The organism is Sulfitobacter dubius, assembly GCF_900113435.1.
GTDB classification, from domain to species: Bacteria; Pseudomonadota; Alphaproteobacteria; order Rhodobacterales; family Rhodobacteraceae; genus Sulfitobacter; species Sulfitobacter dubius.
The window spans coordinates 1325988-1345198 of the sequence record NZ_FOPG01000001.1 but is presented as its reverse complement, the minus strand read 5'-3'; the positions used below and the strand labels follow the sequence as shown (position 1 = coordinate 1345198).

Here is a 19211-nt window from a genome sequence, read left to right as displayed (position 1 = left end):
ATTTTGCTTCGCGATCTATGTAATTGTTTTGCAAATTTGCAAAAATGCGCTTTGGTCGTCTGCGCTCCTTCGATAGACTGATCAAAATCACAATAGGGGTGCGTCATGAAAGACATTCTCGAACAACTGGAGCAGCGCCGCGAAGATGCGCGCTTGGGCGGCGGTCAAGCGCGGATCGATGCGCAGCATGGCCGTGGCAAGCTGACGGCGCGCGAGCGGGTCGATCTGCTGCTCGACGAGGGGTCGTTCGAAGAATTCGACATGTTCGTCACCCACCGCTGCACCGATTTCGGCATGCAGGATCAAAAGCCCGCAGGCGACGGTGTGGTTACAGGATGGGGCACGATCAATGGCCGCCTCGTCTATGTCTTCAGTCAGGATTTTACCGTCTTCGGCGGCTCTCTTTCGGAAACGCATGCGCAGAAGATCTGCAAAATCATGGACATGGCCGTGCAAAACGGCGCACCCGTGATCGGCATCAACGATTCCGGCGGCGCGCGCATCCAAGAGGGGGTGGCAAGCCTTGCGGGCTATGCGGAAGTCTTCCAACGTAATATCGAAGCCTCCGGCGTGATCCCACAGATCAGCGTTATCATGGGCCCCTGCGCGGGCGGTGCGGTCTATTCGCCTGCGATGACCGATTTCATCTTCATGGTCAAAGACAGCTCTTACATGTTCGTCACCGGCCCCGACGTGGTGAAAACCGTCACTAACGAAATCGTCACCGCGGAAGAACTTGGCGGTGCCGTGACCCATACGCGCAAATCGTCCGTTGCTGATGGGGCGTTCGAGAATGACGTCGAGGCGCTGGCCGAAGTGCGCCGCCTTGTTGATCTGCTGCCTGCCAACAACCGCGAAAAACCGCCCGTCCGGCCCTTCTTTGATGATCCCAACCGGATCGAGCCTTCGCTCGACACGCTGGTGCCCTCCAACGCCAACACCCCATATGACATGAAGGAATTGATCCTCAAACTGGCGGATGAAGGCGACTTTTACGAAATCCAAGAGGAATTCGCCAAGAACATCATCACTGGTTTCATCCGTCTTGAGGGGCGTACCGTTGGCGTGGTGGCCAATCAACCGATGGTGCTGGCGGGCTGTCTCGACATTGATAGTTCCCGCAAGGCCGCGCGTTTCGTGCGCTTCTGCGATGCTTTCGAGATTCCAATTCTGACCCTCGTGGACGTGCCCGGCTTCCTGCCCGGCACCGGCCAGGAATTCGGCGGCGTCATCAAGCATGGTGCGAAACTGCTGTTCGCCTATGGCGAAGCAACCGTGCCGATGGTCACCGTGATCACCCGCAAAGCCTATGGCGGCGCCTATGACGTGATGGCCTCCAAACACCTGCGCTCAGATTTCAACTACGCCTGGCCCACGGCCGAGGTCGCCGTGATGGGGGCCAAAGGCGCGACCGAGATCATCCACCGCAAAGACCTGAACGATCCCGAAAAGATCGCGCAGCACGCGAAGGATTACGAAGACCGGTTCGCCAATCCCTTTGTCGCCGCCGAACGCGGCTTCATCGACGAAGTGATTCAGCCGCGCAGCACCCGCAAACGGGTCGCCCGCGCCTTCGCCTCCCTGCGCAACAAAAAAGTGCAGACCCCGTGGAAGAAGCACGACAACATCCCGCTCTGAGCACCGCCATGCAGTTTCATCCTTTCTTAAATACCGATCCCACCGAGGCCGCATGCGGAACCCTCGGCAGGCTGGGTGGTTTCCTTCGCAAAGGAGGGCCACCCCATGCCAAATTCATCCATCAAAGACGAAGAAACCTACAAGTCCCTGCGCGAGGATGGGGCGAGCAAGGAGAAAGCCGCCCGGATCGCCAATGCGCAGGCCAACGACAGCCAGCATCCCAGCAAGAAGGGGGGCAAGCAGCCACCCTACGAGGATTGGACCAAGAACGACCTCTACGACCGGGCGCAGGAGCTTGGGATCGAGGGGCGCTCGGACATGGACAAGGACGCGCTGATCGACGCGCTGCGCAACCATTAACCGCCAGAATCGCACGCGCGCTGCTGACTGGTGCGCTTGCATTCGGGCTGGTAACGCCCGCGCTGGCGATTGATGTGCCTTCCGGCCAAACTATTGATCTTCAAGAGGTGTTGGTCGAGGACTTAGGCGGCGAGACGTGGCTGCGCTTCCGCTTTGTCGCGCCGCAGATTGCAAAAGGGCCGGATGCTATCGCCTATGATCTGGCCGCGCCTGATATGGAACACCTCTGCGCGGCCGTCGCCTTGCCATACATGACCGAACACGCGCTTGCGGGGCAGGTAATTGTCGTCTCACTTGCTGACCGTGTCGTGGAATTCGGCGCCGCTGACCCCGATGCGACCCAGTATTTCGAAGCGTTCCGCGCTCAGGATGGCACCTGCATCTGGGAGGGTTTGTGATGCAGACGCAATATCTTGCAAGAATCCGCCGATCCCGCATTTGGAATGATGCTTTGGAGTCACAACGCGACCGATTGCGCTTGCAACCGTATCCATTGCCATGTGAATCGCATATGATGCGGTCAAGGAATACCGACGTATCCCTTGCCTCAGAACCCGGGCTTGGTCGGCATGATGTCGCACCAGGTTCCACTAACATTAATAGGAGACTTTCATGTCCAAGAGCATCAAGATGCTGGCAGCTTTCGGTTTCGTCGCAGTCGTTTCCGCCTGCACAAGCGGTCAGACCGAAGAAGAGTTCGTTGTTGTCGAGCCCGAGCCCATTTCGGTTGAGCCCGTATACACCGGCAAGTACAAGTAATGCCGTTGCAGGGCAGGCGTCCGCGCCTGCCCTGATCCCTGCCACCCCTGCAATCGGGAGGGGTGTGTAATGCCCACCTATATGCTGAAACACCGCGGGTTCCCGGGCCGTCTGCCCGGCACCGATTTCCAATTCACTGTTCGCCGGCCGAACCCCAAAGGGGTTACGCCGATCACCCGTCGTGAGCGTCGTTCTGACCGCCGTGCGCCGGATCGCCGCGCCGACACCGCCTTTGTCAAAGCGTTGTGGGAGGCCTTTGGCGAACATCCTTTCGAGCGCGGCAACCTTGATGCAGGCCGTCTTTCGTGGCTCTTTGGCCGCGAGGTGCTGCCCGCGACCGACCCGTTTGATCCTGCCGATTACGAAGCGCTGTTGGTGTTGGATGTGCCCGCCGCACGCGCGGCCTTCCCCGAAGCATTCGAGGGTTGATAGGCATGTTGTCGCCGCATCTCTTTGCAAATCAGCATAGCCTTGCCGAAGTCTTGCCGCCGCGCATGACCCGCTTGGCGCGGGTGCGGCCTTGGGGCAGATATAAATCTGTTGGCGGGGCAGTAATTGTCCAATGCTCCGCTAAGCATGAAGACCATACCCCTTCCCCTGTCGGGCAGCGGACCAGACCTCTGGCGTCGCTGTCCGACTTTTTACTAATGTGGTCTTTTTGGCGCAGGGCATCAAACAGAAGAACCGGCTGGGAACCCTATGCCAATCAGGGCGTTGGTCGGTTAGTTAACAGCAGTGAAGGAACAGGCTCATGTCCATTCGTAATATCATTCTCGCGCTTGGCGCGGCAGCCGGGCTTGCCGCCTGTGGCGACAACATCGGCGAACAAGGTCTGGGCGGCGCAGCCGTTGGCGCAGGCGCAGCCGCAATTACCGGCGGGTCGCTGGCGCAGGGTGCCGCGATCGGTGCGGCAGGCAACGTCGCCTATTGCCAGCTCAACCCCGGCAAATGCTAATCTAAGCCTTCGGACCGCTCTGTCCGCCATCGGCGTGGGCAGAGCTTCGGACCCTTCTATCACTACATTCACAGGCACCGCGCAGCCCCGGCTGACGCGGCATTTTGCGTTGCCTGTCACCGTCAAAGGAACTGCTGATGTTTGACAAGATCCTGATCGCCAACCGGGGCGAAATCGCTTGCCGCGTTATTAAGACTGCCAAGAAAATGGGGCTGACCACCGTCGCGATCTATTCAGACGCGGACGCCAATGCGTTGCATGTCGAAATGGCGGATGAGGCCATTCACATCGGCCCGCCCCCCGCGAACCAGTCCTATATCGTCATCGACAAGGTGATGGAGGCCGTGAAGCAGTCCGGTGCGCAGGCGGTGCATCCGGGCTATGGGTTTCTCAGCGAAAACAGCAAGTTTGCCGAGGCTCTTGATGCGGTTGGCGTGGCTTTTGTCGGCCCGCCCGTCGGTGCCATCGAGAAGATGGGCGACAAAATCACATCCAAAAAGATCGCGCAAGAGGCCGGGGTGTCGACCGTGCCGGGCTATATGGGCCTGATCGAGGATGCCGATGAGGCGGTGAAGATTTCCAATGAGATCGGCTATCCGGTGATGCTCAAAGCGTCGGCTGGCGGCGGCGGCAAGGGCATGCGGATCGCTTGGAATGATGAAGAGGCTCGCGAAGGTTTCCAATCGTCCAAGAACGAAGCGGCAAACTCCTTTGGGGATGACCGTATCTTTATTGAAAAGTTCGTTACACAGCCGCGCCACATCGAGATTCAGGTACTCTGCGACGCGCATAGAAACGGTATCTATTTGGGCGAGCGCGAATGTTCGATCCAGCGCCGCAACCAGAAGGTTGTCGAAGAAGCGCCGAGCCCCTTCCTCGACGAGGCGACCCGCAAGGCCATGGGCGAGCAGGCCGTCGCATTGGCGCAGGCCGTGGGCTACACCAGCGCTGGCACGGTGGAATTCATCGTCGATGGCGACAAGAACTTCTACTTCCTTGAGATGAACACCCGCCTTCAAGTGGAACACCCGGTGACGGAACTGATCACCGGCGTCGATCTGGTCGAACAGATGATCCGCGTCGCCAATGGCGAGAAACTGTCGATTACCCAAGGCGATGTGACACTTACCGGCTGGGCCATCGAAAACCGACTTTATGCCGAGGACCCTTACCGCGGCTTCCTGCCCTCCATTGGCCGTCTGACCCGCTACCGCCCGCCACAGGAAGTGGCCGCCGGGCCGCTGCTGGAGCAAGGCACATGGCAGGGCGACGCACCGTGCGGCGAGATGGCCGTGCGCAATGATACCGGTGTCTATGAAGGCGGCGAGATTTCGATGTATTACGATCCAATGATCGCCAAACTCTGTACTTGGGCACCGACCCGGGCCGAGGCGATTGAGAAGATGCGCGTGGCGCTTGATAGTTTCGAGGTTGAGGGCATCGGGCATAACTTGCCGTTTCTCTCTGCCGTGATGGATCACCCCAAGTTCATCTCGGGCGAGATGACCACCGCCTTCATCGCCGAGGAATATCCCGAAGGTTTCGAGGGTGTGACCCTGCCTGAGGGCGAGCTGCGCCGCATCGCCGCCGCCTGTGCCGCCATGCACCGCGTTGGCGAAATCCGCCGGGCCCGTGTCTCGGGCCGGATGGACAACCACGAGCGCAAGGTCGGCAGCGATTGGAACGTGAAGCTTCAGGGTGAAAACTTTGACGTGGTCACCAAGGCCGATCCCGAGGGGGCGACGGTAGTCTTCTCCGACGGTGCCGAGATGCGCGTCAGCGGCGATTGGACACCGGGCGACCAACTGGCCGAGATGACCGTGGATGGCGCGCCTCTGGTGCTGAAGGTCGGCAAAATCTCAGGCGGCTTCCGCATCCGCACCCGCGGCGCGGATCTCAAGGTCCATGTGCGCACGCCGCGTCAGGCCGAACTGGCCGCGCTGATGCCGGAAAAATTGCCGCCTGACACCTCCAAGATGCTGCTCTGCCCGATGCCGGGCCTGGTGGTGAAACTCGACGTCGAGGTGGGCGATGAGGTTCAAGAAGGTCAAGCGCTCTGCACCATCGAGGCGATGAAGATGGAGAACATCCTGCGCGCCGAGAAGAAAGGCGTCGTCAGCAAGGTCAACGCGGGCGCGGGCGACAGTCTTGCGGTCGATGATGTGATCATGGAGTTCGAATAGGGTGCGATGCGCTGGCGATCAGATGGGGCGGGGCGCAGGTTATCAGCGGATGACTTCGCGCTCCTTCGCCTCTCTGATTTCACGCTGGCGCAGCGGCATCTTGTCGATGCTCCGAGTGATCTCGCGCACGTCCCATGGAAAGGGTTTGCGCAATTCGATCTGGCCTTCCTTGTCGACCAGCACCAGCATGAAACCCCGCGGGCGCATCCGCAGCCTGAGCGGGCTCCGCGCGGCGGGGTCGGTGTCGGTCAGCACGATGACATCACGCAGGCGCAACTCCTCCTCGCGGTCGCGCAGATACTCCATCTGGGCGACGAAAGCGGGGTCGTTCTCGGAATTGGCAAAGACCAGCACGGGCCGCTTGGTCCATTGGAAAGTGCTGAGATCGGCCATATCGGCGGGCAGGAACAACGGATCCTCCGCCGGGGCATCGGCCCCTTGGGCCATGGCCGCAGTGGTCATCAATCCTGCAAAAACTAGTGAGATCAAACGTTTCATCAAGGCTCCTGTCCCCTCAGATATAGGGGGCCTGTACCATTTTGCGAAGGGCAAAGCGCCGCAGGGGGCATTTATCCCCGTGAGCGCGCGCCCCGTGACAATTCAGCCGCCAGTGATGTGCAGGCCCATGCCTGCCACCCGGCGCTAAGGGAGAAGGACAAGCATATGACATCCGACCAAAAGGACGCCAAGACACGTTGGCAGGAACTGGCGACGGGCGAATTGCGCGGGCGCAGCCTCGACGATCTGACGTGGAAGACGTTGGAGGGGATCGACGTCCAGCCGCTTTACACTGCCGAGGATGTGAACGGGCTGGATCATCTGGGTGGCATCCCCGGCGAAGCGCCGTTTACGCGCGGCGTGAAGGCGACGATGTATGCGGGCCGCCCCTGGACGATCCGGCAATATGCGGGCTTCTCCACGGCGGAGGAATCAAACGCCTTCTACCGCCGTGCTTTGGCCGCCGGTCAACAGGGCGTCTCCGTCGCTTTCGATCTGGCGACGCACCGGGGCTATGACAGCGATCACCCGCGCGTTGAGGGCGATGTGGGCAAGGCCGGTGTGGCCATCGACTCGGTCGAAGACATGAAGATTCTCTTCGACGGCATTCCGCTGGATCAGGTCTCGGTCTCCATGACGATGAACGGCGCAGTGATCCCGATTCTCGCAAGTTTCATCGTCGCGGGCGAGGAGCAGGGCCACGACCGCGCCAAGCTCTCGGGGACGATTCAGAACGACATCCTCAAGGAATTCATGGTGCGCAACACCTATGTCTACCCGCCGGAGCCGTCGATGCGGATCATCGGAGACATCATCGAATATACCTCTGACCACATGCCGAAGTTCAACTCGATCTCGATCTCGGGCTACCACATGCAAGAGGCGGGCGCGAACCTCGTGCAGGAGCTGGCCTTTACCATTGCGGACGGGCGCGAATATGTGCGCACGGCGATTGCGGCGGGCATGGATGTAGACCGTTTTGCACCGCGCCTGAGCTTCTTCTTCGCCATCGGAATGAACTTCTTCATGGAGGCCGCCAAGCTGCGCGCCGCGCGGCTGCTCTGGTCGCGGGTGATGGAGGAATTTGAGCCGAAAAACCCCAAGTCGTCGATGTTGCGCACCCATTGCCAGACCTCCGGCGTCAGCCTCGCGGAACAGGACCCCTACAACAACGTGGTGCGCACGGCCTACGAGGCGCTGTCTGCCGTGCTGGGCGGCACCCAGTCGCTGCACACCAACTCGCTGGACGAGGCGATCGGCCTGCCGACGGAGCACTCCGCACGCATCGCTCGGAACACCCAGCTGATCCTGCAGGAAGAGACCGGCATCACTAACGTCGTCGATCCGCTCGCAGGCAGCTACTACGTCGAGAAACTGACCGCCGATCTGGCCGAAGCGGCGTGGAAGCTGATCGAAGAAGTCGAAGAGATGGGCGGCATGACCAAGGCCGTGGCCTCGGGCATGCCTAAACTGCGCATCGAGGAAGCTGCCGCACAGCGTCAGGCGGGCATCGACCGCGGCACCGAGGTGATCGTGGGCGTGAACAAATACCGCCGCGACAAGGAAGAGCCGATCGACATTCTCGACGTCGACAACGTCAAGGTCCGCGCCGGTCAGGTCGCGCGGCTGGAGCGTATCCGGGCTGAGCGGGACGACGCGGCATGCACCGCCGCCTTGGCGGAACTGACACGGCGGTCCGCCGAGGGCGGCAATCTGCTCGATGCGGCGGTGGAAGCCGCGCGCGCACGCGCCACAGTGGGAGAGATCAGCATGGCTATGGAGAAAGAATTCGGGCGGCACCGGGCCGAGGTCAAGACGCTCTCGGGCGTCTATGGCGCGGCCTATGAGGGCGACGCGGGCTTTGCTGACATCCAGAAATCGGTCGATGAGTTCGCCGAGGCCGAAGGCCGCCGCCCGCGCATGCTGGTGGTCAAAATGGGCCAAGACGGGCACGACCGCGGGGCCAAGGTGATTGCCACGGCTTTCGCCGACATCGGCTTTGACGTGGACGTGGGACCGCTGTTCCAGACCCCCGCCGAAGCGGCGCAGGATGCGGTGGACAACGACGTGCATGTCGTCGGCATCTCCAGCCAAGCGGCGGGGCATAAGACATTAGCACCGCAACTTATTCAGGCGCTGAAGGATGCAGGGGCCGAGGATATTCTGGTGATCTGTGGCGGGGTCATTCCGCAGCAGGATTACAGGTTCTTGCAGGACGCGGGCGTTAAGGCGATCTTTGGCCCGGGGACGAATATCCCGACGGCTGCGCAGGATATCCTCAAGCTGATCCGTGAGACGCGGAAGTGACGCAGGCGGCTGATGGCTCCGCCCCGATGGGCGGGGCGATCCGCCCGGCAGAGCCGCGCGATGCCGTGGCCGTGGCTGATCTTTGGAACGGCATGATCCGTGATAGCCTGTCGACCTTTACCACCGACGAAAAGACGCCACAGGATATCACCGCGCTCATCGCCACCCGTGCCGGTGCCTTCTGGGTGGCTGAGGATGCGGGGAAGGTGCTGGGCTTTGTCACCTACGGCAGCTTTCGGGGCGGGCCGGGCTACGGCGCGACGGTGGAGCATAGCATCGTGCTGTCGGACGTCGCACAGGGGCAGGGGCTGGGCCGCGGCCTGATGACGCGGGCGGTGGAGGCGGCAGCGGCGCAGAGCCATCACGTCATGGTTGCCGCGATCAGCAGCGCCAATCCGGGTGCTGTGACTTTCCATGAAAAACTGGGATTTGCACAGGTGGGCCGGATGCCCGAAGTCGGGCGCAAACACGGGCAATGGCTTGATCTGATCTTGATGCAAAAAACCCTGTCAGCATCCTGACTTCCCCGGTGCCAGCGGTTAAGCTGGGGGCCGAATACCAAAGGGTCAGCCCATGTCGATCTGGACGCGCATCTCCGAAGCTTTGTCAGCCCTCACCGCGGGCGAGGGGCTGTCGGCTGTCTTTGACCGTCTGCGCAGCCCGCCCGAACGCTCGGTCGCCTTTACCATCGCAGTCATCGCCTTGGGCGCGAAGATGGCCAAGGCTGATGGGCTGGTGACTCGCGACGAGGTGACCGCCTTTCGCGAAGTGTTCCAGATTGCCGAAGGGGATCAGGACGGCGCGGCGCGGGTCTTTAACCTTGCGCGGCAGGATGTCACCGGGTTTGAGGAATATGCCAAACGCATCGCCAGCATGTTCAACGACCAGCCCGAGATGCTGCATGATCTGATGGAGGGGCTGTTTCACATCGCCATGGCAGATGGCATCTATCACCCGAATGAGAACGCCTTTCTCGAAGATGTGGCGGCGATCTTTGGCATGGGAGAGGAGGCTTTTGCCTCGCTCAAAGCGCGGTTCGTGCCCGACAGCTCGCCCTTGCCGCGCACGGTTCTGGGCATCGGCCCCCATGCCACGCTCGAAGAAGCACGCAAGGCGTGGCGGCGGTTGGTGCGGGAGAACCATCCCGATGCGCTGGTGGCGCGGGGCTTGCCACAAGAGGCCATTAAAATGGCCGAAAAACGCATGATCGACATCAACCGCGCGTGGGAAACGATCTCGGGCAAACACGCTTGATGCGCATCGCGACCTACAATGTCGAGTGGTTCGCGAGCCTTTTTGACGATGACAATCAGCTCTACGACGACGGTGAATGGTCGTCCCGCTATCAGGTGACGCGCGCAGAGCAAACGGTGGCACTGGGGGTGGTTTTCGCGGCGCTGGATGCGGATGCGGTGATGGTGATCGAGGCGCCAAACCATGGGCGGCGGCAGTCGACTGTGGCCGCGCTTGAGCATTTCGCCGCGCGGTTTTCCCTGCGCGCACGGGAGGCCGTTATGGGGTTTTCCAACGAGACAGAGCAAGAGATTGCGCTGCTTTATGACCCCGATAAGCTCACGGCCCGCCATGCGCCGCTGGCCGCTGCTGATGCCCCGCGCTTTGATCAGACACTACGGATTGATCTTGACGTGGATGCGACAGAGGATGCCGTGGTCTTCTCCAAACCGCCGCTTGAGCTGGAGGTGACCACGAATGCCGGGTTTGCTTTTCAGATGATCGGCGCGCACCTGAAATCCAAAGCGCCCCATGGGGCCAAGTCCGAGGCCGATGTGCTGCGCATCGCCATCGCCAACCGGCGCAAGCAATTGGCGCAGGCGATCTGGCTCAGGCGGCGGATCGATACGCATCTGGCGGCAGAACGGCCCGTGATGGTGATGGGCGATTTGAACGACGGGCCGGGGCTGGATGAATTCGAAAGCCTGTTCGGGCGGTCTTCGGTCGAGATTGTGCTGGGGGAGGGGGCGGCGGCGCTCTTTGATCCGCATGCCAGACGGGCGCTTAGCCGACGTTTGGGGGCCGCGCCCACCAGCGCGCGGTTTTGGATAGCGCCCGAAGAACGCTTCCTTCAGGCGCTATTGGACTACATCATGGTCACGCCGCAAATTCAGGCCCGGGATGCCCGCTGGCGCATCTGGCACCCGATGGATGATCCCGCCTGCTGGCAGAACGTGGTGCTGCGCGATGCGCTTCTTGCGGCGTCAGATCACTTCCCGATCACGCTGGATGTCGACCTTTAGGCGGGCTTGTGCCCGTGCACCGGAAGAAGACTAGAAATCCCAAACGCACCGCCTACATCAATTGCATGACACGTTTCATGCCCCTTATCGCCCTCTGCACGATGCTGCCGCTTGCGGCCCATGCGCAGGAGGACACCGAAGAACGCGGCCTCGGCTTGATGGAGCGCGGCGCGCAGATGTTCATGGACGGGATCATGGATGAGATGGGCCCGGTCATGGAAGGCTTCGAAGGCTTTAGCGAAGCCATGCGCCCCGCCCTGCGTGATTTCGCGCGGGAAATGGGGCCGAAGCTGACGGAACTGCTGGATGAGGTCGAGGACTGGAGCGCATACCAAGCGCCCGAGATGCAGCCCAACGGCGATATCATCATTCGCCGCAAGCCGGATCATCCAATGGTGCCGCCCGAAACCCCGACCGAGCCTGCACCCCAGATCGACCTGTAGCGCAGACTATTTTGCGGCTCGCTTGCCGGTGCGCACATGCACTTCGGCTTCGAGTGATTTGGCAAGCGAGTTCAGCCGCGCCTCTGCAACTTCGCCAAAGAGGGGCACCATGTCAGGGGTCAGCCACAGTTCCAATTGCTTTTTCTTGGGGAACCAGCGCAACTCGCCGCGTTGCTCGTTTTTGTCCATCCACAGCATCGCGCCAAAGCGCATGGCCTTGCCCAATATCTCGGCCTCCAACCGGGTCTTTTCGTCGACCATCTCATAAAGGTCTTCGAACCGGGTGTTCTCGCGTTTGTTGGAGTAGCGGTGCAGCAGGGCCAGCCCGAGATAGATGCGTTCCAAGTGCTTGAGCCCGCCAAGATTGGCGCGGGTGGCGTTGTCAAAACAGGTCTCGGCCCGGTAGTCGGGATGCGCGCGCCAGCTAACGTCATGCAGGAGACAGGCCGCTTTGACCAACCGCCTGCGCGCATGGGGGGCAGAGCGGTAGAGCGGCAGGATGAAGTTATAGAGCACCTTACCAAAGCCGGGCATCCGCGCGTCTTTGGCCTCGGCGAAATAGCAGGCTTCGATCAGCGGATCGCGGTCACGCAGGCGTTGCGGCATCTGCTCATAAAGCATGCCTTCGCGGATGCCATAGCTGGAGACGGCGATGTCTTTTGGTCGGAAGGTTTTGACCAAACGGCTGAGCACTTCGGCGGCGTAGGGCACCAAGGACATGCGGCTTGAAGATACTCCGCAAGCATTGCGAAGCTCTTCGAGATCAGAGGCTTGGATGAATTTCACCGTCTCGCGGACCGAGGTGACGGTCATGCGGTATTCATGCAGCACATGCAGCGGATAGCCGCGGCGGTACATGTCGATCCGCGCGATGGCGCGCCATGAGCCGCCCACAAGAAACAGACGGTCACGCTGGCTGCCCATCTTCTCCTGAAGCCCGGTGATGACCTCTTTGATATGGGCGTGCCGCCCCTTGGCACCACCCTTGAGATCGCGCAGTTTCAGCGGCCCGAGTTGTGAGGTCACCCGGCGCCCGACGCGCCCACCAGAGATTTCTGCGAGCTCCATCGAAGAGCCGCCGATGTCGCAGACAAGGCCGTAAGCACCGGGCCACCCCAGCAGCACCCCTTGGGCCGAAAGCCGCGCCTCTTCCTCGCCGTCGATGACCCAGATGCGCAGCCCGGTTTCGCGCAGCACATCGGCGCAGAACTCGCGCCCATCGCTGGCATCGCGCACCGCTGCGGTGGCGACGACGGTAAGTTCCGACAGCCCCATCCCATCGGCCAGTTTGCTGAAACGGCGCAGCGCCGAGAGGGCACGGGCGCGGCCTTCGGGCGATAGATGGCCGGTTTCGGACATGCCCGCGCCTAAGGCGCACATGATTTTTTCGTTATAGAAATAGGCCGGAGAGCGGGCCGCGCCGTCGAACACTACAAGCCGGACGGAGTTTGAGCCCACATCCACCACACCCACCCGCGCCAAGGCGCGTGCGCCCGGATCTTGAAACAACGGTTTCGCGAAAAGGCCCAGTTCCGCCACGCCGGTCTCAGGGACGGGGGCGGCTCGGGAAGGGTCGGTCTGGTCTGCCATCAATGCTCCTGCGGGCCATCCGTTTGAGGGGATAATTGGCGCAGGGGGGCGGTGAGGTCAATTGCTAACGGGCCGCTTGCCCGGTCAATCCTCGGTATGGGTCAGCTTGGGCACATCCGACGCCCCCGCGCTGCCGCGCCCCGATAGCGAGGGGTTTTCCATAAAGAAGCGGTGGCAGTTGAAGGCGAAAGTGCCTTCGGGGATCGCCGGGCGGGTGAATTTACCATCTGGCCCCATGACCCAGCTTTGCGCCACGTCAGCCAGATTGGCGGCCATGATCTGGCTGGTGATCTGCGCCTTGACGGTGGGGTTTTCGATCTCGACCAAAGTCTCGACCCGGCGGTTGAGGTTGCGGCCCATCCAGTCGGCGGAAGACATGAAAACCCGCGCCTTTTTATGCGGCAGCCCATGGCCATTGCCAAAACAGACGATGCGGCTGTGTTCCAGAAAACGCCCGATGATGGATTTGACCCGGATGTTTTCCGACAGCCCCTTCACCCCGGGGCGCAGCCCGCAGATGCCGCGAATGACGAGGCTGATTTCCACCCCGGCTTGGCTGGCGTCATACAGCGCATCAATCACCTCGGCGTCGATCAGCGCGTTCATCTTGGCCCAGATCACGGCAGGGCGTCCGGCGCGGGCATGTTCGGCCTCAGCGGCGATCATCTCAAGCAGGCGCGGCTTGAGCGTGGTGGGGGATATGGCGAGATTCTCCAACTGCTCTGGCGGGGCATAACCCGAGAGGAAGTTGAATACTTTCGTGGCATCGCGCCCAAGGCTCGAGTCGCAGGTGAAAAGCGACAGGTCCGTATAAATCCGTGCGGTGATCGGGTGATAGTTGCCGGTGCCGTAATGGGTATAGGTCACCAGTTGATCGCCCTCGCGGCGCACCACGGTCGAGATCTTGGCGTGGGTCTTGAGGTCGAGGAAGCCATAAACCACATGCGCGCCCGCGCGTTCCAAACGGCGCGACTGGCGGATATTGGCGGCCTCATCAAAGCGGGCTTTCAGTTCAACCAAGGCGGTGACGGATTTGCCATCCTCGGCAGCCTCGCAGAGCGCGCTGACGATCGGGCTATCGCGTGAGGTGCGGTAGAGCGTCTGTTTGATCGCCACCACATCCGGATCCCGCGCTGCTTGCGCAAGGAAGCGCACCACCATGTCGAACGTCTCATAGGGGTGGTGCAGCAGCATGTCCTTTTGCCGGATCGCGGCGAACATATCGCCATCGTGGTCGCTGACGCGCTCTGGCACGCGCGGGGTGAACTGCGGCCACAGAAGGTCGGGCCGGGCGTCGGTTACCAGTTTCGACAGATCGGCGATGCCGAGCATGCCTTCGATTTCGATCACGTCTTGGGGCCGCACGCAAAGCTCGCGCATGACGACGGATTTCAGTTTTTCTGGCGCACCCGCGGAATGTGTCAGCCGCACGACTTCACCACGGCGGCGACGTTTCAGGGCGACTTCGAATTCCCGCACGAGGTCTTCGGCCTCGTCTTCGACCTCAAGATCGCTGTCGCGCAGCACGCGAAATTCGAAATGCGCTTTGAGTTTGTAGCCCGGAAAGAGGTTGGGGATGTTGATGATCAACAGGTCTTCGAGCGGCAGGTAGCGTAGGCAGCCATCGGGCGCGGGCAGAGCGACGAAACGGTCAATCTGGCCGGGGATCGGTAGCAGCGCTTGCAGGGGGCGTTTGTCGCTGTTGCGTTCCAGTTGCAAAGCCAGCGCATAACCGGTGTTGGGGATGAAAGGGAACGGATGCGCAGGGTCGATGGCCAGCGGCGACAGCACGGCGAAAACTTGGTTGAGAAAGACCCCTTCGAGATGCTTAAGGTCCGCCTCGGTCAAGTCCGCCGTGCGTTCCAACATGATGTTCTGGTCGTCCATCTCGGCCATCAGATCGACCAGCACGCGCTGCTGGGACATCATCAGGTTGCGGGCGTCTTCGTTGATCAGCACCAGCTGCTCACCGGGGCTCAGCCCATCGGCGGCGGCGGTGGTGTTACCGGCTTGGGCCAGTTCGCGCAGCCCCGCGACCCGCACGGTATAGAATTCATCAAGGTTGGTGGCCGAAATCGACAGAAAGCGCAGCCGTTCCAGCAGCGGTACGCGCGGGTTCTCGGCTTCTTCCAGCACGCGCCAGTTAAAGTCGAGCCAGCTTAGCTCACGGTTAAAGAAACGGCCCGGCCCGGCGGTATCAAGCTCGGGCAGATCGGTGGCGGGCGGAAAGGGCGCTTGCAGGAAATCAGCTTGGGTCATGCGTGCCTCATGACATTGGAATGTAACGGGTTTGCGAAGGCTTGCGTTAATTATTCCAGTATCACGCGCGGGGCGGGGCGATGTCCAGCACCTGCGCGGCCAGTGCGCGGGTCAGCGGGCGCTTCTGCGCAAGGCTGGCAGCATCCAGCCGGTCGACCAGCGCGATGGCGGCGGCAAAGGAACGGTCCATCCGGGTCATCAGGTAGTTGATCAGCTCTGGTTTCGGCGTGAGTTGACGATCGGCCAGCAATTTGACCAGCAGGGCCGAGAGCAGCGCGTCGTCCGGCGCTTCCATTTCAACCATTGTGGCGCCGCGCATTCGGCTGACCAGATCAGGCAGGGTCAGCCCCCAATGGGCCACGGGGCCGGTGCCGGTGAGCAAAAGCGCCTGACCCTCGGCCAACACGAGGTTGTGCAAGTGAAAGAGCGCCGTTTGCGCCGCCGCGTCTCCGGCGATCAGATGCACATCCTCGACGGCCAAGGGGCCACGGGCGAGGGTGGGAATGTCGGCCTCCAGCAAGTCGGCGGCACTGATGATCCGCGCGCCCGACAAGTCCGCCCAAACATGCGTCAGATGCGTTTTACCCGAGCCTTGCGGCCCGGTCAGCGCCAGCTTGCCGCCGGCCCAACCGCGCCAGCCGTCGATCATCGCCATCGCCATAGCGTTGGAGGGAGCGACAAAGAATGCGTCGCGGCCCAGAGCCGTCCGGCTGGGCAGGTTCAACCCGAGTTGGTGGGCCATGTTAGCGGATGTCCTCGTCGACCGTCGTTTCAGGCTCACGGCCCATGTAGAGCACGCTTTCACGGTACCGCGCCGTAGCGAAGCGGGCGATGACGCCGATGGCGGCGGCCACAGGCACGGCGACCAGCAGCCCGACGAAGCCAAAGAGTGTGCCAAAGACCGACAGCGCCAGCAGCAGCCAGACCGGGTGGAGCCCGACCGAGTTGCCGACGAGCTTTGGTGTCAGCAGGTTGCCTTCGACCACTTGGCCCAGCACGAAGATGCCCGCGACGAGACCGATGGAGAGCCAATCGCCCCAGAATTGGAACAGCGCCAGACCGATCGCCAGCGCCCCCCCAATCAATGCGCCGAGGTAGGGGATGAAGGTCACCAGCCCCGCGACAAAGCCCACGACGAGACCGAATTGCAGCCCCACCAGCATCAGTGCCACGGCGTAATAGGTGCCAAGGATCAGGCAGACCGTGCCCATGCCCCGCACGAAAGAGGCCAGCGTCGCGTCAATCTCGCGCGCCAATTGACGAATCGTCGGCGCATGGTCGCGCGGCAGCAGGCGGTCGATGGCGGCGACCATGCGGTCCCAGTCGAGCAGCAGGTACACCGCGACCACCGGAACGATGACGAACAAAAGTAGGACGTTGATCAGCGAGGCAAAGGAGGCCAGCGCTGTTTGCAGCAGTTGCCCGCCGCGTTCCTGAATGGTGGTCCCCAGCGTCGTCAGCGAGGTGCGCAGGGTCGAATCGTCGTCCAGAATCGATGGGAAGCGATCGGTGATGAAATCGGTGAAATTGCGGGTCAGCTTGGGCGCGGTCTCGATCAGGTTCACGGTCTGATTGACCAGCGTCGGGACCACCAAAAGCGCCATCAGCACGAAGACCAAAAGCGCCACCACTGTGATGACGGCAGTGGCCATGGTGCGGCTTAGGCCCAAACGCTCCAACCGGTCGGCCACAGGGTCAAGGAAATAGGCAATTGCCCCGCCCAACAGGAAGGGCAGCAGCACATCGCCCATGAACCACAGTGCCACCATGAACACCGCCGCGGCGATGCCCCAGTATTTCAATTGATCTCGGATTGGCAGGGCCATGATGCTCTCCGGCTGGGAATGTTCTCACATCGCCCATGTGGCGTTTCGTTTCAAGTCTTGGCTGCTCGACTGGGGGGAGATCGTGCGACCATCGCAGCAGCACGTCGTCCGTTGTGCACAGGCCGCTCGAGAGATGGGCGCAGTGCGCCGCGGGCGGCCAAGCTCTCGCGCGGCCTGTGCGATGTGATTGTCTCGCCCCCTGACATGCACTAGTCAGGGGGCAATTCGCTCAATGAGGAAACACCATGCGTCTGTCCCAATATTTTCTGCCCGTGCTGAAGGAAAACCCTGCCGAGGCGCAGATCGTCAGCCACCGGTTGATGCTGCGGGCGGGGATGATCAAGCAATCCAGCGCGGGGATCTATTCTTGGCTGCCGCTGGGCTACAAGGTGCTGCGCAAGGTCGAAGAGATCGTGCACCAAGAGCAGCAGCGCGTGGGTCATATCCCGATGCTGATGCCGACGCTGCAATCGGCCGATCTGTGGAAGGAATCGGGCCGCTATGACGCTTACGGCCCCGAGATGCTGCGCATCCGCGACCGTCAAGACCGCGACATGCTTTACGGTCCCACCAATGAAGAGATGATCACCGACATCTTCCGCAGCCATGTCGGGTCTTACAAAGACCTGCCGCTGACGCTCTACCACATTCAGTGGAAATTCCGCGACGAGATCCGCCCGCGTTTCGGCGTGATGCGGGGCCGCGAGTTCCTGATGAAGGATGGCTATAACTTCGACCTTACGAAAGAGGACGCGCTGCACGCCTATAACCGCCATTTGGTGAGCTACCTGCGCACCTATGAGCGGATGGGTCTGCAAGCGATCCCGATGCGGGCGGACTCGGGCCCGATTGGCGGCGATGACACGCATGAGTTCCTCGTGCTGGCCGAGACGGGCGAATCGGAAGTCTTCTATGACAGCGAGATCACCGATCTGACCTTCGGCGACCGCGAGATTGACCCCAGCGATCATGATGCCTGCCGTGCTGTGCTGGATGAATTCACCTCGCGCTACGCCCGCACGGATGAGACCCACGACCCCGAGCTTTTCGCCAAAGTGCCCGAAGAGCGCCAGCGCACCGCGCGCGGCATCGAAGTGGGGCAAATCTTCTACTTCGGCACGAAATATTCCGACGCGATGAATGCCAAAGTGCAAGGCCCCGACGGCAAACAGGTGCCGGTCCATATGGGCAGCCACGGCATCGGCGTCAGCCGTCTGCTGGGCGCGATTATTGAGGCCAGCCATGATGACAAGGGTATCATCTGGCCTGAGGGTGTGACTCCATTCCATGCGGGTATCGTGAACCTCAAGCAAGGCGACGACGAAGCCGATGCGGCCTGTGACGCGCTTTATAAGAGCCTCAAGGCGCTGGGTCTTGATCCGCTTTATGACGACCGCAAGGGCGGGGCGGGCATGAAGTTTGCGACGATGGACCTGATCGGTCTGCCATGGCGCATCACCGTTGGGCCGCGCGGGCTGAAAAACGGCGTGGTTGAGCTGACCAGCCGCCGTACGGGTGAAAGCGAAGAGCTGCCGCCCGAACAGGCGGTCGAAAAGCTGGCGAAAATCTACGCAGGCATCGCCTGAGGGCTACGATGATCCTGCGGGCGCTGACATTGGCCAGTGGGGTCATAGGGGCAGGAGTTGCGGCGCAAGGCCCGGGGTTTTCCCGGGCCTATGTGTTTGAGCTAGAGGCCGCAGAACGAACGCTCTCCGGTGTTGTAGCGCATTTTGATGCTGCCGCCCGCACCGCCGGGCTTGACCGAGAGGCCGCGCTTGCGCGGCTGCGTGGGTCGGCCTTGTTGGAACGCCGCCGTATCGATCTGACCCGCAACATCGAAAGGCACATGGCGCTTGAGGCGCAGGTGCCGCGACTGCAAACGGCGGGTCCGTTCCTGCGCAGCTATTACCTGTTACGCGCACCTGACGCAGAAGCGTTGCGCGCAACCGTGCAGAAGTTTTCGCCCACCGCGCCGCGCAGCCGTGCCGAATTGATCTTCACCGCCATAGGCTTCATCGCCGGAGCCGCCTTCGCGCGGCTGCTCCTCTGGCTGCCCACATGGCCCGCGCGCTTCCGCCGCCGCCGGGCATTGCGTTCTTGACCCTTCTGGGGCAAAGCCTCAGGTTGCGCGCACCTCA

19 protein-coding genes are annotated in these 19211 nt (G+C 61.6%); 14 read left to right on the top strand and 5 right to left on the bottom strand.

From position 1 onward, the window contains the following. Window positions 1-105: 105 nt before the first annotated feature. The 7 genes from BM229_RS06520 (at window position 106) to BM229_RS06495 (ending at window position 5895) form a co-directional block, all read left to right on the top strand. Window positions 106-1638 carry an acyl-CoA carboxylase subunit beta gene (locus BM229_RS06520; RefSeq protein WP_093926804.1) on the top strand — a complete coding sequence of 511 codons (1533 nt, stop codon included), beginning with the start codon at window positions 106-108 and terminating at the stop codon, window positions 1636-1638. Window positions 1639-1743: 105 nt separating this feature from the next. After that, window positions 1744-1998 (top strand): DUF7218 family protein, encoded by a 255-nt coding sequence (locus tag BM229_RS06515; RefSeq protein ID WP_093926803.1) that lies wholly within the window; start codon window positions 1744-1746, stop codon window positions 1996-1998. A gap of 74 nt (window positions 1999-2072) precedes the next feature. Beyond that, the gene (locus BM229_RS06510; protein ID WP_244152128.1) at window positions 2073-2396 is read left to right on the top strand and encodes a DUF6497 family protein; all 324 of its coding nucleotides are present in this window, start codon (window positions 2073-2075) and stop codon (window positions 2394-2396) included. Window positions 2397-2610: 214 nt separating this feature from the next. Continuing rightward, the gene (locus tag BM229_RS18200) at window positions 2611-2757 is read left to right on the top strand and encodes a hypothetical protein (protein ID WP_167360200.1); all 147 of its coding nucleotides are present in this window, start codon (window positions 2611-2613) and stop codon (window positions 2755-2757) included. An 81-nt stretch (window positions 2758-2838) separates the two neighbouring features. Further along, window positions 2839-3186 carry a hypothetical protein gene (locus BM229_RS06505; RefSeq protein WP_093927245.1) on the top strand — a complete coding sequence of 116 codons (348 nt, stop codon included), beginning with the start codon at window positions 2839-2841 and terminating at the stop codon, window positions 3184-3186. A 322-nt stretch (window positions 3187-3508) separates the two neighbouring features. Further along, window positions 3509-3712: a hypothetical protein gene (locus tag BM229_RS06500; protein ID WP_093926802.1), complete on the top strand. Its 204-nt coding sequence runs from the start codon at window positions 3509-3511 to the stop codon at window positions 3710-3712. 137 nt (window positions 3713-3849) lie between these two features. Further along, window positions 3850-5895 (top strand): acetyl-CoA carboxylase biotin carboxylase subunit, encoded by a 2046-nt coding sequence (locus BM229_RS06495; RefSeq protein WP_093926801.1) that lies wholly within the window; start codon window positions 3850-3852, stop codon window positions 5893-5895. A gap of 42 nt (window positions 5896-5937) precedes the next feature. Here BM229_RS06495 and BM229_RS06490 read toward each other — a convergent pair whose 3' ends face one another. Continuing rightward, entirely contained in the window at window positions 5938-6393 is a 456-nt protein-coding gene (locus BM229_RS06490) for a DUF4174 domain-containing protein (RefSeq protein ID WP_093926800.1), read from the bottom strand. Window positions 6394-6558: 165 nt separating this feature from the next. On the opposite strand from BM229_RS06490, the gene scpA reads away from it, so the two are divergent. From scpA to BM229_RS06465, 5 genes are all read left to right on the top strand, one after another. After that, complete coding sequence (scpA, locus tag BM229_RS06485) at window positions 6559-8700, top strand: methylmalonyl-CoA mutase (protein ID WP_093926799.1); 2142 nt, start codon at window positions 6559-6561, stop codon at window positions 8698-8700. Beyond that, the gene (locus BM229_RS06480; protein ID WP_244152127.1) at window positions 8697-9221 is read left to right on the top strand and encodes a GNAT family N-acetyltransferase; all 525 of its coding nucleotides are present in this window, start codon (window positions 8697-8699) and stop codon (window positions 9219-9221) included. The genes scpA and BM229_RS06480 overlap by 4 nt, the downstream gene beginning before the upstream one ends. Before the next feature lie 52 nt (window positions 9222-9273). Beyond that, a complete protein-coding gene (locus BM229_RS06475; RefSeq protein ID WP_067630240.1) occupies window positions 9274-9954 on the top strand; it encodes a molecular chaperone DjiA in 681 nt (226 codons plus the stop codon). Continuing rightward, complete coding sequence (locus BM229_RS06470) at window positions 9954-10955, top strand: endonuclease/exonuclease/phosphatase family protein (RefSeq protein WP_093926798.1); 1002 nt, start codon at window positions 9954-9956, stop codon at window positions 10953-10955. Before BM229_RS06475 ends, BM229_RS06470 begins: the two co-directional genes overlap by 1 nt. 65 nt (window positions 10956-11020) lie before the next feature. Then, window positions 11021-11398, top strand: a complete 378-nt coding sequence (locus BM229_RS06465; protein WP_093926797.1) for a hypothetical protein — start codon at window positions 11021-11023, stop codon at window positions 11396-11398. Between the two features lie 6 nt (window positions 11399-11404). On the opposite strand, the gene BM229_RS06460 is transcribed toward BM229_RS06465, so the two are convergent. From BM229_RS06460 to BM229_RS06445, 4 genes are all read right to left on the bottom strand, one after another. After that, a complete protein-coding gene (locus BM229_RS06460) occupies window positions 11405-12988 on the bottom strand; it encodes a Ppx/GppA family phosphatase (RefSeq protein WP_093926796.1) in 1584 nt (527 codons plus the stop codon). Between the two features lie 84 nt (window positions 12989-13072). Next, window positions 13073-15247: an RNA degradosome polyphosphate kinase gene (locus BM229_RS06455; protein WP_093926795.1), complete on the bottom strand. Its 2175-nt coding sequence runs from the start codon at window positions 15245-15247 to the stop codon at window positions 13073-13075. Window positions 15248-15308: 61 nt separating this feature from the next. After that, entirely contained in the window at window positions 15309-15989 is a 681-nt protein-coding gene (locus tag BM229_RS06450; RefSeq protein WP_093926794.1) for an HdaA/DnaA family protein, read from the bottom strand. Between the two features lies 1 nt (window position 15990). Then, window positions 15991-17073 carry an AI-2E family transporter gene (locus tag BM229_RS06445; protein WP_093926793.1) on the bottom strand — a complete coding sequence of 361 codons (1083 nt, stop codon included), beginning with the start codon at window positions 17071-17073 and terminating at the stop codon, window positions 15991-15993. 245 nt (window positions 17074-17318) lie between these two features. On the opposite strand from BM229_RS06445, the gene proS reads away from it, so the two are divergent. Together proS and BM229_RS06435 are read left to right on the top strand one after the other, a co-directional pair. After that, the gene (gene proS, locus BM229_RS06440) at window positions 17319-18659 is read left to right on the top strand and encodes a proline--tRNA ligase (protein WP_093926792.1); all 1341 of its coding nucleotides are present in this window, start codon (window positions 17319-17321) and stop codon (window positions 18657-18659) included. Between the two features lie 8 nt (window positions 18660-18667). Next, on the top strand, window positions 18668-19174 hold the full coding sequence (locus BM229_RS06435) for a DUF2937 family protein (protein WP_093926791.1): 507 nt from the start codon (window positions 18668-18670) through the stop codon (window positions 19172-19174). Window positions 19175-19211 lie beyond the last annotated feature (37 nt).